The sequence below is a fragment of the Pseudomonas sp. Soil_N_39 genome, from assembly GCF_057655955.1.
In genome coordinates, this window is sequence record NZ_JBDGLI010000032.1 from 1 (window position 1) to 14001 (window position 14001).

Genomic DNA, 14001 nt, shown 5'->3' on the forward strand with positions numbered 1-14001 from the left:
CCCCATGTGAGAGTAGGTCATCGTCAAGATTAAATTCCGAAACCCCTATCTGCTGATGCAGGTAGGGGTTTTGTTTTTCCGCAATAAAAGCTTTGGACAAAAAAGGATGACCTGTAGAGGTCATCCTTTTTCACATCCTGGCTGTTAAGCCTCGGGTACGGGGCAGCTCAGATCCCCTTCCTTGCACTTGAGATAGGTCTTGAATGCCTCGACCCGAGCTTTGGTCTGGGCAGTGATGCAATTGCTGTAGATCAGCGGATAGACGCTGCCGCCCTTAACCCCGGAGGCGGAAAAATCGCATTCGGCGTCACGGAAGGCTATCCAGGCGCGCTGAGTCTTGACCAGCATTTTCTTGGCCTCGGGATTGTCCTTCAGGCGTGCGGTGATCTGCTTGTACAAGCTGTTCAGCTCGTTGTCTGCAGCTTTGTTTTCTTTGGCTGCGCATTGGTTCATTTCGCCTTGAGTGATGGCGTCGGCACAGTCATCGGCCTGAGCAACGGCGACAAAAAGCAGCGGCGTCAGGGCCAGAAGCAAGCGTGGGAACATGTTTGGTCTCTCCTTGAGGGGTTGAAAGCGCCGGGGGAGTGTACATCGCGCCATGCTCTTTTAAAGTCAACGAGCGCTAAACAACGGTCAGATACAACTTTCCGGTTGGCCTTGTGGTCTTACAAGCCTACTGTTGAAACACAGGAGGTGACTCATGCATTCATCCGATCGCATTGAAAGAAAGATCCTGCTCAAGGCCCCGCGCTCCCAAGTCTGGCGCGCCCTGGCCAATGCCGAAGCCTTCGGCCAATGGTTCGGTGTCGCCCTTGAGGGGAAACGGTTTGTGGCAGGTGAGCGGACCCAGGGGCAAATTACTTATCCAGGTTACGAACACCTTATCTGGGACGTAGCGGTGGAGCGGGTGGAGCCCGAGCGGGTCTTCTCGTTTCGCTGGCATCCTTACGCTGTCGAGCCGCAGGTGGATTATTCCCAGGAGTCCGAAACCCGGGTGCAATTCGAACTCGAAGACATGGATGGCGGTACCTTGCTCAAAGTCGTGGAGTCGGGTTTCAACAACATTCCTGAAGCTCGCCGGCTCAAGGCTTTTCGCATGGACAGCCGTGGCTGGGACGAGCAGATGGCCAATATTGAAGCATTCCTGCACAAGCCTTGAGTCGACAGGCTGACGGAGCTAAGGGTTTTCGGAGGGGCAGGTATAGCGAATGTCTTACACGCGATGGTAGCTATGTCGTCTATTTCATTTTGGATCCGAGGCGTAATCTGGACTTATCCACTGAAGCACAGGAAGTGCTCAGGATCAGGGACGATCGACCATGCAAGGATTAGCTATCGACAGGGAGTCGTAATGGTCTTGGAAAAACCCGCTTCGGCGGGTTTTTTTTCGCCCACTGAAAAGTCAACAAAGAGTCCTATAGCGAAACGCTTACACGCCGTTACTGCTTTCTCGTCTTTTTCCAAATCACCGGTGGGCCTAATCTATGTTCATCCACTGAGTACAGGGAGTGCTTAGGGTCATGGATGATTGGACCAGGCATGGAATGCCGGACAGGGAGTCAAATTGGTCCTCAAAAAACCCGCCTAGGCGGGTTTTTTTTCGTCTGTGGAAAAGTGGCCTGATCCTGTTTGTGTGCAGGATCAAGCGCTACTAGCTTGCAACGCCTGGGCACGCAAGCGAGCGATGTCCTTGCTCGGCGAGGCGCCAAATAGGCGGCTGTATTCGCGGCTGAACTGCGACGGGCTTTCATACCCCATCTTGTAGCCAATTGACGAAACGTCGCAGTTCTCCGCCAACAACAACCGTCGGGCTTCCTGCAGGCGCAGCTGTTTCTGGTATTGCAGCGGGCTCATGGCGGTCACAGCTTTGAAGCGGTGATGCAGGGCCGAAGGGCTGAGATTGATCATTTGTGCCAGGCGGTCGATGCTCAGTGGCTCGGCGTAATGGGTATTGAGCCACTCGATGGCGCGGCTGATGCGATGGGTCTGGGTGTCGGGAATGGCGATTTCGTGCAAGCGCTGGCCTTGGGCGCCACGCAGCAGCCGGTAGAAAATCTCCTGTTGGGCCAACGGCGCGAGGGTGGCGATATCATCCGGGCTGTCCAACAGCCGCAGCAAGCGCAACACCGCGTCGAGTAATGGCGCATCGATGCGATCCAGGAACAACCCGCGTCCGCTTCTTTCAGCCGGCACGCCGATAGGGCTGGCGTCGGCAATCAGGTGGCAGATCTGTGCCGGATCGATGTCGAGACGAATGCACAGGTAGGGACGCTCGGGACTGGCTTCAATCACCTGGCCGGCCAATGGCAGGGTCACCGAGACGACGAGGTAATTGAGCGGGTCATACACGTAGCATTCGTCCCCCAGGCGCACTTCCTTGCGCCCCTCGATGATCACGCATAAACCAGGCTTGTGCACGGTGTGCAGCGCTTCGGTTGGCTGATCGCTACGGATCAGGTGCAAGGCTTCGATGGCCGTGGGGTGGACGCCAAATTCCGGTGCGAAGCGCATCATCAGGCTCGCCAGTTCGGCGCGACGAAGATTAACGCCGTCGTCTGGCGCAATGTGGATGGACGTGGATACCGACATGCCGATCAACCTCCCTGGCCAAATGAGTGGACCGCGCTAGTAAAACCGATTGCGCGGCTGTCGGCCAGAGTCGGTTTTATCGCTACAGGATCGTGCAAGTGCGCAGGAGGATCCGGCTAACCCTGGCCTCGGTCGGTTCCCTAATCTGGACCTGTCAAAACGCTCCTACCGGGGCTAACACATCCAGACGAGGGAACCATCATGTCCGATATTCAAAATAAAGTAGTGGTCATCACCGGCGCCAGCAGCGGGATTGGTGAAGCCGCGGCGCGGTTGCTCGCGGCTCGCGGTGCTCGTGTCGTGCTTGGCGCCCGGCGCATCGATCGTTTGCAAACACTGGTGCAGGCACTCGAAGCCGCCGGCCAGCAAGCGGTCTGCAAGGCTGTGGACGTGACCCGTCGCGATGATGTCCAGGACCTGATCGACTTTGCTGTCGAGCGGTTCGGTAAGGTCGACGTGATCATCAACAATGCCGGGGTCATGCCGCTCTCCAAACTCGAGGCGCTGAAAGTCGAGGAGTGGGACCGTATGATCGACGTCAACATCCGTGGCGTACTTCACGGCATCGCTGCCGGCTTGCCGCTGATGCAGCGCCAGCGCAGCGGCCAGTTCATCAACATTGCGTCCATCGGTGCCTATGCTGTCAGCCCGACTGCCGCCGTGTATTGCGCCACCAAGTACGCCGTGCGGGCGATTTCCGAGGGTTTGCGCCAGGAAGTAGGGGGTGATGTGCGGGTGACGGTGATTTCCCCCGGCGTGACCGAATCGGAACTGGCCGAGAGCATTTCCGATGAAGGTGGACGTGCCGAGATGCGTGAGTTCCGCAGGATCGCCATTCCGGCCGACGCCATCGCCCGGGCGATCGCCTACGCCATCGAGCAACCGGCGGACGTCGACGTCAGCGAACTGATCGTGCGGCCCACCGCCAGCCCGTTCTGAATCGAGTTGATCCGACAGGGAAAACCTCATGAGCGAGCGGTATCGCCAGGAGGGGAAACCTGACCCTTGTGGCGAGCCTAGCTCTGTGGGAGCAAGGCTTGCCCGCGATAGAGGCGATGCGGTCTTTCAGAAATCGAGGCGCCTGTTTCGCGAGCAAGCTTTGCTCCCACAGCACAGCACAGCACAGCACAGCACAGCACAGCACAGCACAGCACAGCACAGCACAGCAGTGCCTGACTGGGGCTTATCGTTACGCCCGTTCCAACCGCGCCGCAGCACGTTGGGTGATTTGCGAGCGCACCCGGAACGACTCGGCCGAACGCCGGTTTGCTTCTTCCAGCACGTGCGCCGGCGCGGTGTCGGGGCTGCCGGCGTTGAATGGCGGGGCAGGGGCGTATTCGAGTTGCAGTTGGACCAGTTCGGCGGTGTCCTGGTCGAACAGTTCGGCCGCCAGGGTCAAGGCAAAGTCGATCCCGGCCGTGATGCCGCCACCGGTGAGCAGGTTGCCGTCGCGAACCACGCGATCCTTGACCGGTGTCGCGCCCAGGGTTTGCAGCAGGCTGTGATAGGCCCAGTGGGTGGTGGCGCGCTTGCCTTGCAACAGGCCCGCCGCACCGAGCACCAGCGCACCGGTACACACCGAGGTGATGTATTTCGCCTCGGCGGCTTGTCGCTTGATGAAGGCCAGCGTCTGCTCGTCTTCCATCAAGGGGCCGACGCCGGTCCCGCCGGGGACGCAGATCACGTCGAGTTTCGGGCAGTGCTCGAACGTGGTGGTGGGCAGCAACACCAGCCCGGTGCTGGCGGTGACCGGGGCCAAGTCCTTCCAGATCAGATGGACCTTCACGTCTGGCAACGAAGCCAGTACGTCATAAGGGCCGGTCAGGTCCAACTGCTGGACTTGGGGAAATAACAGCAAACCGATCTGCAGCGTCATATCGCGTGCTCCTTTGGATGATGTGATGGCCGAGGGGTGGACGGTTTTACTTTAGATCCGTAGGCTCTGGCGTATACGCCAATAAGCCCAAGAATCACGCCAATATGCCCCACTCACCGAAAACCGTTCATGTCCTGGCCTTCGCCAACGTGCAAGTGCTGGATGTCACCGGGCCTTTGCAGGTGTTTGCCTCGGCCAATGACCTGGCCCGCCAACAAGGCCTGCCGTTGCCGTACACGCCGACGGTTATCGCCGTGGGGGGCGGGGCGGTGATGTCTTCGGCGGGGTTGGCGCTGATGGCCGAGCCGCTGCCGAGCGAAGGCAGCGACACGCTGTTGATCGCCGGTGGCTGGGGCGTGTACGAGGCGGCGAAGGACCCGGCGCTGGTGGCCTGGGTCAAGGATCACGGCCTGCGTTCGCGGCGGGTGGCGTCGGTGTGCACCGGGGCGTTCCTGCTGGCCGCCAGCGGTTGGCTGGACGGACGGCGTGTGGTGACGCACTGGACCCGCTGCGAACAATTGGCCGAGCAACATCCGCAGTTGCGGGTCGAACCCAACCCGATTTTCATCAACGACGGTCCGGTCTGGACCTCGGCCGGGGTTACGGCCGGCATCGACCTGGCCCTGGCGCTGGTCGAGGAGGACCTGGGCCGCGCGGTGGCGCTGGAGGTCGCCCGGCACTTGGTGGTGTTCCTCAAGCGTCCTGGCGGGCAATCGCAGTTCAGTGTGACCTTGTCACTACAAAAGCAAGGCAGTCGGTTTGACGAGCTGCATGCCTGGATCGCCGAAAACCTCACCCGTGACCTGGGCCTGTCGAGTTTGGCTGCCGAGGTGGGCATGAGCGAGCGCAGTTTTGTGCGGCACTACCGCGCCGACACCGGCCAGACCCCGGCGCGGGCGGTGGAGTTGATTCGCGTGGAAACCGCTCGCCGTCTGTTGTCCGACACCGCCGTGTCGATCAAACGGGTGGCGGTGCAATGCGGCTTCGGCAGCGAAGAAACCCTGCGCCGCAGTTTCCTACGGGCCATGGGGGTGACGCCTCAGGCCTATCGCGAGCGGTTCGCCGTCAGCCCTCAAGCAGATCAAGCAATGCCTTGAGCGTGGCCTCGGGGGCTTCCTGGGGAATATTGTGGCCGACACCGGCCAGCACTCGCCGCTCATAGAAACCGGTGAAATGCTCGACGTCTTCATCGTGTGCCGGCGCGGGCCCCACGCCGTCGTCGGCGCCGCACAGGGAAATGCTCGGCACGCTGATGGCCGGTTGTGCTGCCAGCCGTTCCTCCATCCACTCCAGCGTCGGGTCGCCCGGTGCGTACATGAAACGATGACGGTAGGAGTGGATCACCACGTCGACGAAGTCCGGGTTGTCGAACGACGCGGCGCTGAGGGGGTACAGTTCAGCGCCGCGCTTCCAGGTCGGGGACCACAGGCGCCAAAGTAATTCACACAGTTCACGTCGATTTTGCGTCAGGCCTTCGACACCCCGTGCGGTATGGAAATAGTACTGGTACCACAACCGATGTTCGGTTTCCGGGTCCAGCGGCTGCGTGGAGCGGGGAATGTCCTGCAGGTTGTAGCCGTCGCCGGTCACCAGGCAGCGTACGCGCTCGGGACACAGGGCCGCGACGATACACGCCGCCCGACCGCCCCAGTCGTAGCCGCACAGTGCCGCTTGGGGAATGGAGAGCGCGTGCATCAGGTCCAGCAGGTCCTGGGCCAACGCCGCTTGCTGGCCGGAGCGCAGGATGGTCGGGTTGTTGAAGCGGGTCGGGCCGTAGCCGCGCAGATAGGGCACGATGACCCGGTAGCCACGCTGGGCCAAGGCCGGCGCGACTTCATCGAACGCCCTGGGGTCGTACGGAAAACCGTGCAGCAGGATGACGGGGGCACCGCTGGCGGGGCCGTGTTCTTCGTAGGCGATGCGCAGCAACGGCGTGACGGCGAAGTTGATCCTGGGCTCAAGGTTCATGTCGGCCTCCGGCAGTGTGCGGTTGCGTTCAGGCAGGTTCCTGGTTGACGTATTTGGCCCGATCCGGGGTAAACGTCACGATCATGTTCGTGCTGGAACAGGTCAAGGTGCGCTCCTGGGTCAGGTCGATGTCCAGGTCTTCACCGCGCAGGCCCTGCCATTGGGCGAGGTACTTGAGGCAACCGAATTTTTCGTTTTTCTTCAGGCTGCGGCTGACGCCACCTTTCCAGCCCAGCACTGGCAATTCACCGGCCAGGCAGCGTTGCGCCAGTTCGGGAAACTTCATCGCCCGGTCGCGGCCGATTTCCCAGCACTTGATCAGGCCCCGGTCCTGGCCTTCCCAGAGGTCTTCGCGGGACAGGCCTGTTCGGGGTGGGGTGGTGATGGGGCGTTTGATATGAGTCATGTCAGATCCTTGAGTCGGGTTTTTATCGGGCAGCTCCGCTGCACCCGTGAGAGCATCGATCTTAGGAGGGGTTGGCGGGGCTGGCAACTTGAAAGGGGGCGTAACGATAAATGGGCGAATTGCGGTGATTGCTTCTGTGGCGAGGGGATTTATCCCCGTTGGGCTGCGAAGCAGCCCCTGTAACCAGCGCCTCGGTGCATCAGGCAGATTGAGTTGGCTGTTTAGGGGGCTGCTGCGCAGCCCAACGGGGATAAATCCCCTCGCCACAGTGGTGCGGTGTTCCTACAAAAAAATAGGTGAACCGGAATTTTCTGACGAGTCGCGTCGGTTGCCGGTTCGGAAAGGGTGGGGATAGGCTTTGCCCGTCGCTGCAAAATCAGCGACCGGGTTTGGTCACCCGTCCAATGTCAGGCGCACACGCGCCAACCTCAGCATGTCGGCGCTTTTTTGTGCGCTTGTCGGTATGCTTTGCGGTGGGCTGTGCGCGGGGCACTTTCGAGTGCGCCGGGTGCCTGACTTCCCGGTTGACCAACCTGCGTATAGCCCACCACCTCGTTTGGTCACGAGGCGAGTGAGCTCAACTTCAAGTCAGGAGTTTCACAATGGTCAAAATCACCCCCAACCCTCCACGCGCCGAAGACCTCTCTGCCTACACCACCCTCGATACAAAAAAACTCCGCGAAGCCGCCGACCGCGCGCTGAACATCCACTTGTCGCCCACCCCGCCCAAGCCCGACACCCAGGACGGCCAGGTTTTCACCGTGGTCCCCGGTCTCAACACCGAATCGGTGCTGACCACCCTGAGCGAAACCCTGGCCTCGGCCGATGCGCTGGTCAGTGACCTGGGGTTCGAGCTGGAAGGTTCCCGGCGGCATGTTGCGCTGGGGATTCAGCAGTTGATCGAGCTGGCCAGATTGTTGGCCAACCGAGCGTTGGATGATATCGAGCTGGCCGACTCGACACGCTAGCTGGCGCAGTGCTTTTGTGGCGAGGGGATTTATCCCCGCTGGGCTGCGTAGCAGCCCCTCAAGAGTCCCCAATCAATCTGATACACCGGGGTGCAGCTTTTGGGGCTGCTGCGCAGCCCAGCGGGGATAAATCCCCTCGCCACAGTGTGTTCACTCGAAAGTGGTGCCGATCTCGCTCATGGCTGCCAATGATTCTTCTCCCCGCTCAACTTGCGATCCAGAAAGCTGGCAGCGCTGATCAACGCCAGGTGAGTCAGGGCCTGCGGAGTGTTGCCCAGGTGGTAGCCGTGGCTGTCGAACTCTTCGGCGTACAACCCCAGCGGGTTGGCGTAGCGCAGCAACTGTTCGAATTCCAACTGGGCTTTTTCCACGCGACCGGCGCGGGCCAGGCATTCGACGTACCAGAACGAGCAGGCCGCGAATGAGCCTTCGATGCCGCTGAGGCCGTCGATGGGGCTGTCGTCGTTGCGGTAGCGATAGACCATGCCGTCGCGCACCAGGTTTTTTTCGATGGCATCGAGTGTCGAGAGCCAGCGAGGGTCGCGGGCGCTGACGAAGCGCACCAGAGGCATCAACAGCATCGAACCATCCAGGGCGGTGCTGCCCAGGCGCTGGATGAAGTGTTGATGTTCGTCGTTCCAGAAGTTGGTCCAGATGTCTTGGTAGATGGCCTGGCGCGTCTCGTCCCAGCGGGCGAACGGGGCGGGCAGGGAGCGTTTTTCGGCCAGGCGGATGGCGCGGTCGACGGCGACCCAGCACATCAGCCGCGAATGCAGGAAATGCTGTTTTTCGCCGCGCATTTCCCAGATGCCCACGTCTTTGTCCTGCCAGACCTTGCACACCTGGTCGACCACCTCGACGGTGTGTTTCCAGCCTTGATGGGAGATGGCTTCGCCGTATTTGTTGACCAGGTACACCGCGTCCATCAGCTCGCCGAAAATATCCAATTGCACCTGTTTGTAAGCCAGATTACCGATGCGCACCGGCTGCGCATTGCCGAACCCGCTCAAGTGCGACAGCTCGGTTTCCGGCAGCTCCAGCCTGCCGTCCAGGCCGTAGAGGATGTTGAGTTTGGTCGGCTGTTCACAACAGTCGCTGACCCGCCCGCGCAGCCAGCGCATATAGGCGTTGGCTTCTTCGACGAAGCCCAGGCGCATGAACGCGTAGACCGTGAACGAGGCGTCGCGGATCCAAGTGTAGCGGTAATCCCAGTTGCGCTCGCCACCGCGGGTTTCCGGCAGGCCGAAGGTGGCGGCGGCGAGGATGGCGCCGTGTTTGCGCGAGGTCAGTAGCTTCAGCGCCAGGGCCGAGCGGTTGACCATTTCCCGCCAGCGTCCGCGATAGTTGGATTGGCCGATCCAGCCGCGCCAGAACGCCAGGGTCCGTTCCAGGCATATCGTGCTGACGTCATCCTGAAGCCGTGGGTCGTCGATGCCGCCCAGCAGGAACTCGGCGCTCTGGCCTTGTTCCAGGGTGAATTCGGCCACCGCCGCGTTGCCGTCCAGCGTCATGGACTGATCGGAGCACAAGCGCAGGCTCGGTTGCCCCGGCGCCTCGAAACAGATGTGGGCACCGTCCTGGCGCGCCGTGGTGGCGGCTCGGGCATAGTCGTGACGCACCGCGCAACGCAGGCGAAACGTTGCGCTGCCGATGGTCATGCCCACACGGCGGATCAACACCGGCAGATCATCCTCGCTATCGCCGATGGGCAGCAGGTCGGTGATCTCCACCACGGCGCCGTCGCTCAGCCAGCGGGTTTGCAGGACGTTGGTGTCAGGCAGGTAGATTTGTTGGCGACGGGCATCCGGCAGGTCTGGCGCGAGCTGGAAGATGCCCGCCTCCGGGGTGTCGAGCAGAGAGCAGAAAATCGACGGGCTGTCGAATTCCGGCCAGCAGAAAAAGTCGACACTGCCGCGGTCATTGACCAGCGCAGCGGTGCGCATGTCGCCGATGATGCCGTGGTTCTCGATGGGGCTTTGCGGTTCGTCATGATCAGCCATTGCCGCGAAACCCCGGATAAAGGCTCATCCCGCCATCGATGAACAGCGTGGTGCCCACCACATAATCGGACAAGTCCGAGGCCAGCCAGACCACCGCGTTGGCGACGTCCTCCACGTCGCCAACGCGACCGTAAGGAATCAGCTCCAGCAGCTTTTGCTCTTGCTCGCCCTCGGTGGCGTCACGGTTGATGGCCGTGCGGATGGCCCCGGGGGCGATGCTGTTGATGCGGATGCGCTGGTGGCTGGTTTCCTGGGCCAGGCTCTGCATCAGCAGATCGACACCGCCCTTGGACGCGGCGTAATTGACGTGGCCGGCCCAGGGAATGCGCTGGTGCACCGAACTCATGTGGATGATCTTGCCCGCCGCCCGGGACACGCCCTGGCGAATGCCCTGGCGGTTGAAGATCCGCAGGGCGGCGCGGGCGCAGAGGAACTGGCCGGTGAGGTTGGTGCCGATCACGGTGTTCCAGTCTTCCAGGCTCATGTCGACGGCGGGCGCGTCTTTTTGCAGGCCGGAATTGGCCACCAGGATGTCCAGCGTGCCAAAGGCTTCAAGGGTCTGGGCGAACAACTGTTCGACCTCTTGTTCCTTCGACACATCGGCACCCACGGCGATGGCACGGCCGCCATTGGCATTGATTTCACGGGCCAGGTCTTGCGCCGGGCCGGCGTTGGAGTGGTAGTTGAGTACCACCGCGGCACCGGCGTCAGCCAACGCCCTGGCCGCGCCTGCGCCAATGCCGGAACTGGCGCCGGTGACCAGGGCAACCTGGCGGGCGAGGGATATCTGCATGGTCTAGCACCTTGAATGGAGGGCCTTACCTGCTGACTGGTGGGAGGTGGGTGGAGTTCACTTGGGTGAAGCAGTCTTCATATTTCAGGTCCAAACACAAACTGTGGCAAGGGGACTGTGGGAGCAAAGCTTGCTCGCGAAACAGGCGACTCGATTTCCGAAAGACCGCATTGCCTTCATCGGGGGCAAGCCTTGCTCCCACAATCTGCCTGCTACAAAGAATGTTTCTTCAGACCGGCTGTTACCAACCCCGCCCCGAATTCACCCAGAAATTCACCGACAACGACGTCGACACCGACTCCACTTGGTGGAACCAGCCTTCCGGCAAAAACAGCAAATCCCCAGCCTCCAGCGTCACGCGCATGAAGGTCACGTCGCGGGCGTGGGGGAAGCGTTGGTAGTCCGGCGCGTCCGGGTTGAAGTCACAGCCGTCCAGCCCGCCTTGGGGCGCCGTGGACCAGGTGCCGAGGGCTTCGCGGTGGTGAGGCGCGGCGAGGGTGAAGGTTTTCCGGCCCCAGACCTGGGCGAACAGGTTGTCGGTGTCGTCGCGGTGCAGCGGCGTCAGGGTGCCCTTGGGGCCGATCCAGATGCGCGGTGGGATGAACAGCGACGGGTCGAAGTAGGGCGGGTACTTGATCTGCTTCATCAGTTGCGCCGGCAGGATGTTATTGCCCATGTAGGCCGGCGGTTCGCCGTCGGCGCCCTTGGCCGCCGGGTTGTCGAGGGAGGCGATGAAGTCGGCCATGGAGGTGGAGCGAAAATCCCGCTCGGTGGAGAAGGTCTTCTTCACGTAGTCGCCGTGGCGGGTGATGCCTTGCAGCTCGGCGAAATGCACCAGGGATTCTTCGCGGCTGAGCTTGAACAACGGCCAGTCCTGCAAGGCATCGCCGATGACCAGCGGAGTGCCGTGGGGCAAATACCGTGCCTGGAACTCCTGCACCGAGAGCCCGCTGCGAGGCCGCCGTTCCACGCTGCGTTGGGTCGGCAGGCTGGCGGTGAGTTTTTCGCTGAAGCGCGGCGGGGTGGGGTAGCGCTTGTTCATGTCGACCTTTTCCACCACGCCACCGCCATGCCGGGCATGGTCGATGATCTGCGGCAGCAACGTCGCCAGGCCCATGTTGCCGCCGATCTTCAGGCGACCGCTGGCGAACAGTTCCTCGACATTGGCCATGCCGGCCATGATCCCGAGGAAGTCCTTCTCCGCCACCTCGATGGTGACGTCGGGGCTGGTATGGCGGCCAGCTTCGGTGCGGCTGCTGGCCTTGACCTCGGACCAGTACGCCTGGTGCGGGCCGAACACGAATTGGAAGACGCCTTCGATACCAACGGCGCCGGCATTGGCGAACAGCTTGCCCAGGATGGTTTGCAGGTCCACGGCGGTCACTCTTGCGGGTTTTTGGTCTTAGCAGGTAACGAGGGCCCGGATCAGAAATTTAGGCCCCTCGTCGCTGCGTCATCGACCCTCGCCCTAGCGCGTCGCGACCATGAACACCCGGGGAAATGGCAGCAGCACCGTCCCATCGTCCAGGGCCGGATAAGCCTGTTCGATCGCCTGGAGATAGCGCGTCAGGTACTGCTCGCGTTGCGTCTCATCCAGCGGCTCGAGAAAAGGCCGCAAGGCGCTGCCCTTGAACCATTCCACCACGCCCGCGGCGCCGCCGGCCAAGGGGTGGTGGTAGGTGGTGCGCCACACATCGACACGGCTGCAGTGGGGCTTGAGGATCGAGTAATACGTGCTGGGGTCCGCCATCTCGGTCCGCGATTCAGCCGCCGCGGCCAGTTGGCTGGCCCAAGGCCCGTTGGTTGCGATTTCCCGCATTAAGCGGTGGGAGGGCTGGTGCAGGTTGTCGGGCATCTGGATCGCCAGGCTGCCGCCGGGGGCGAGTTTGCCGATCAGCGCGGGCAGCAAGGTGGCGTGGTCGGGCAGCCATTGCAGCACCGCGTTGGCGAAGATCACGTCGAACGGCCCGGGTTCATCCCATTGGCCGATGTCTGCGGTGTCGAACGCCACGGCGGGCAAGCGTTTGCGTGCGGCGTCGACCATGTCGCTGGAACTGTCCAGGCCGCGCACCGTGGCGCCGCTGAAATGCTCCACCAACAGTTCGGTGGAATTGCCCGGGCCGCAACCCAGGTCGATCACCGAACGGGCCTGCGTGGGAGGGATGGCGGCGAGCAGGTCCCGGGACGGACGGGTGCGTTCCTGTTCGAAGGTGACGTATTGCTTGGCGGACCAGCCCATGGCGTTCTCCTGTGCGGTGTGCAGTGATCGAGGTTTCGCCAGTATAAGGTCGGGTGGGAAGATGAACCGAGTTATCGTTCATCGCGGGCAAGCCTTGCTCCCACAAGGCGCCGTCACCTCGTAGCGAACGTAACGGTTTTGACTAATTTTGTGGGTTACGATTTCGTTATCTTCCTTACACGACCGATCGGAGAAAACCGCAGTGACCCAACTGACCCTGCTGTGCCTGCCTTATTCCGGCGCCAGCGCGATGGTGTACAGCCGCTGGCGGCGCACGTTGCCGCAATGGCTGCACGTGCAACCGGTGGAGTTGCCGGGGCGCGGAGCGCGCTTCGATGAACCGCTGCACACCGACATGGGCCCGTTGGCGATGCAACTGGCGCGGGAGTTGTACCCGACGTTCCAGGCCCCGTACGCTTTGTTCGGTCACAGCCTGGGCGCGCTGCTGGCTTGTGAAATCGCCCATGCCCTGCGTGAACTTGGCAGCCCGGAACCGGTGGCGCTGTTTGCCTCCGGCACCGCGGCGCCGACGATGCGGGCTGACTACGACCGCGGTTTCGCCGAGGCGAAAACCGACGCGGAGTTGATCGAACAACTGCGCACCCTCAACGGTACGAGCGAGGAGATCCTGGCCAACGAAGAACTGATGGACCTGACCCTGCCGATCCTGCGGGCCGACTTTTTGCTGTGCGGACGTTTCCAGCCACGCCAGCGGCCTTTGCTCAACTGCCCGGTGCATGTGTTCGGCGGCACGGCCGACAAGGCCACCACGGAGCAACTGATGGGCTGGCGCCGTGAGACGTCGGGCAGCTTTTCGGTAGACATGCTGGCGGGCGGGCACTTCTTTATCCATGAGCACGAAGCCAAGGTGCTGCGGCTGATCAAGGATCAGTTGAGCGTGCATCATCGGCGCCATGGCTTGGCTATCAGCGCCTGATTTGATTCCCCAGCTCATGCAAATGCAGCCCACATTGACTGGGGGTGATGCATCCTCCCCTGTGGGAGCGAGCTTGCTCGCGATGGCGTCGTGTCAGTCAACTAACCGCAAACTGACCCACCGCTATCGCGAGCAAGCTCGCTCCCACATTGCTCGGTCCCATATTTAGGTCTGCATCCTTCTGAAATCCCCGCTCTGCTTCTCTTCCTGACACAAATTCCCAAA

The 14001-nt window shown here is 61.7% G+C and carries 14 protein-coding genes; 5 read left to right on the plus strand and 9 right to left on the minus strand.

Annotation, left to right across the window (positions count from 1 at the left end; all coding sequences use genetic code 11):
- Positions 1 to 144: 144 nt before the first annotated feature.
- Positions 145 to 546 (minus strand): lysozyme inhibitor LprI family protein, encoded by a 402-nt coding sequence (locus tag AC3A5O_RS28100; RefSeq protein WP_122569483.1) that lies wholly within the window; start codon positions 544 to 546, stop codon positions 145 to 147.
- Positions 547 to 700: 154 nt separating this feature from the next.
- Between AC3A5O_RS28100 and AC3A5O_RS28105 the strand changes: the two genes are divergently transcribed.
- Positions 701 to 1159 (plus strand): SRPBCC family protein, encoded by a 459-nt coding sequence (locus AC3A5O_RS28105; RefSeq protein WP_092174088.1) that lies wholly within the window; start codon positions 701 to 703, stop codon positions 1157 to 1159.
- A gap of 482 nt (positions 1160 to 1641) precedes the next feature.
- On the opposite strand, the gene AC3A5O_RS28110 is transcribed toward AC3A5O_RS28105, so the two are convergent.
- Complete coding sequence (locus AC3A5O_RS28110; protein ID WP_122569484.1) at positions 1642 to 2589, minus strand: AraC family transcriptional regulator; 948 nt, start codon at positions 2587 to 2589, stop codon at positions 1642 to 1644.
- 201 nt (positions 2590 to 2790) lie between these two features.
- Between AC3A5O_RS28110 and AC3A5O_RS28115 the strand changes: the two genes are divergently transcribed.
- Positions 2791 to 3528: an SDR family oxidoreductase gene (locus AC3A5O_RS28115; protein ID WP_122569485.1), complete on the plus strand. Its 738-nt coding sequence runs from the start codon at positions 2791 to 2793 to the stop codon at positions 3526 to 3528.
- A gap of 250 nt (positions 3529 to 3778) precedes the next feature.
- Here AC3A5O_RS28115 and inhA read toward each other — a convergent pair whose 3' ends face one another.
- Positions 3779 to 4465, minus strand: a complete 687-nt coding sequence (inhA, locus tag AC3A5O_RS28120) for an isonitrile hydratase (RefSeq protein WP_487753987.1) — start codon at positions 4463 to 4465, stop codon at positions 3779 to 3781.
- A 104-nt stretch (positions 4466 to 4569) separates the two neighbouring features.
- Between inhA and AC3A5O_RS28125 the strand changes: the two genes are divergently transcribed.
- Positions 4570 to 5562, plus strand: a complete 993-nt coding sequence (locus tag AC3A5O_RS28125; protein ID WP_305481912.1) for a GlxA family transcriptional regulator — start codon at positions 4570 to 4572, stop codon at positions 5560 to 5562.
- On the opposite strand, the gene AC3A5O_RS28130 is transcribed toward AC3A5O_RS28125, so the two are convergent.
- Both AC3A5O_RS28130 and AC3A5O_RS28135 read right to left on the minus strand, forming a co-directional pair.
- Positions 5531 to 6433 (minus strand): alpha/beta fold hydrolase, encoded by a 903-nt coding sequence (locus AC3A5O_RS28130; RefSeq protein WP_305467774.1) that lies wholly within the window; start codon positions 6431 to 6433, stop codon positions 5531 to 5533. The genes AC3A5O_RS28125 and AC3A5O_RS28130 overlap by 32 nt on opposite strands.
- Positions 6434 to 6461: 28 nt before the next feature.
- Positions 6462 to 6839 carry a hypothetical protein gene (locus tag AC3A5O_RS28135; protein WP_305481910.1) on the minus strand — a complete coding sequence of 126 codons (378 nt, stop codon included), beginning with the start codon at positions 6837 to 6839 and terminating at the stop codon, positions 6462 to 6464.
- Between the two features lie 602 nt (positions 6840 to 7441).
- On the opposite strand from AC3A5O_RS28135, the gene AC3A5O_RS28140 reads away from it, so the two are divergent.
- Positions 7442 to 7807, plus strand: a complete 366-nt coding sequence (locus AC3A5O_RS28140) for a DUF6124 family protein (protein WP_305490854.1) — start codon at positions 7442 to 7444, stop codon at positions 7805 to 7807.
- A gap of 176 nt (positions 7808 to 7983) precedes the next feature.
- Here AC3A5O_RS28140 and AC3A5O_RS28145 read toward each other — a convergent pair whose 3' ends face one another.
- The 4 genes from AC3A5O_RS28145 to tam all read right to left on the minus strand — a co-directional run bounded on the left by AC3A5O_RS28145 (position 7984) and on the right by tam (position 12839).
- Positions 7984 to 9807 (minus strand): glycoside hydrolase family 15 protein, encoded by a 1824-nt coding sequence (locus tag AC3A5O_RS28145; protein WP_487753988.1) that lies wholly within the window; start codon positions 9805 to 9807, stop codon positions 7984 to 7986.
- On the minus strand, positions 9800 to 10600 hold the full coding sequence (locus AC3A5O_RS28150) for an SDR family oxidoreductase (protein WP_487753989.1): 801 nt from the start codon (positions 10598 to 10600) through the stop codon (positions 9800 to 9802). The genes AC3A5O_RS28145 and AC3A5O_RS28150 overlap by 8 nt, the downstream gene beginning before the upstream one ends.
- 241 nt (positions 10601 to 10841) lie before the next feature.
- Positions 10842 to 11975 carry a cupin-like domain-containing protein gene (locus AC3A5O_RS28155; protein WP_122569493.1) on the minus strand — a complete coding sequence of 378 codons (1134 nt, stop codon included), beginning with the start codon at positions 11973 to 11975 and terminating at the stop codon, positions 10842 to 10844.
- A 93-nt stretch (positions 11976 to 12068) separates the two neighbouring features.
- Positions 12069 to 12839 (minus strand): trans-aconitate 2-methyltransferase, encoded by a 771-nt coding sequence (tam, locus tag AC3A5O_RS28160; RefSeq protein ID WP_487753990.1) that lies wholly within the window; start codon positions 12837 to 12839, stop codon positions 12069 to 12071.
- Between the two features lie 202 nt (positions 12840 to 13041).
- Between tam and AC3A5O_RS28165 the strand changes: the two genes are divergently transcribed.
- Positions 13042 to 13776, plus strand: a complete 735-nt coding sequence (locus AC3A5O_RS28165) for a thioesterase II family protein (RefSeq protein ID WP_305467766.1) — start codon at positions 13042 to 13044, stop codon at positions 13774 to 13776.
- Positions 13777 to 14001: the final 225 nt, after the last annotated feature.

Bases quoted from the DNA above. Each gene is read 5' to 3' on its own strand.
- AC3A5O_RS28100 (WP_122569483.1), bottom strand. From the start codon at position 546: ATGTTCCCACGCTTGCTTCTGGCCCTGACGCCGCTGCTTTTTGTCGCC.
- AC3A5O_RS28105 (WP_092174088.1), top strand. From the start codon at position 701: ATGCATTCATCCGATCGCATTGAAAGAAAGATCCTGCTCAAGGCCCCG.
- AC3A5O_RS28110 (WP_122569484.1), bottom strand. From the start codon at position 2,589: ATGTCGGTATCCACGTCCATCCACATTGCGCCAGACGACGGCGTTAAT.
- AC3A5O_RS28115 (WP_122569485.1), top strand. From the start codon at position 2,791: ATGTCCGATATTCAAAATAAAGTAGTGGTCATCACCGGCGCCAGCAGC.
- inhA (WP_487753987.1), bottom strand. From the start codon at position 4,465: ATGACGCTGCAGATCGGTTTGCTGTTATTTCCCCAAGTCCAGCAGTTG.
- AC3A5O_RS28125 (WP_305481912.1), top strand. From the start codon at position 4,570: ATGCCCCACTCACCGAAAACCGTTCATGTCCTGGCCTTCGCCAACGTG.
- AC3A5O_RS28130 (WP_305467774.1), bottom strand. From the start codon at position 6,433: ATGAACCTTGAGCCCAGGATCAACTTCGCCGTCACGCCGTTGCTGCGC.
- AC3A5O_RS28135 (WP_305481910.1), bottom strand. From the start codon at position 6,839: ATGACTCATATCAAACGCCCCATCACCACCCCACCCCGAACAGGCCTG.
- AC3A5O_RS28140 (WP_305490854.1), top strand. From the start codon at position 7,442: ATGGTCAAAATCACCCCCAACCCTCCACGCGCCGAAGACCTCTCTGCC.
- AC3A5O_RS28145 (WP_487753988.1), bottom strand. From the start codon at position 9,807: ATGGCTGATCATGACGAACCGCAAAGCCCCATCGAGAACCACGGCATC.
- AC3A5O_RS28150 (WP_487753989.1), bottom strand. From the start codon at position 10,600: ATGCAGATATCCCTCGCCCGCCAGGTTGCCCTGGTCACCGGCGCCAGT.
- tam (WP_487753990.1), bottom strand. From the start codon at position 12,839: ATGGGCTGGTCCGCCAAGCAATACGTCACCTTCGAACAGGAACGCACC.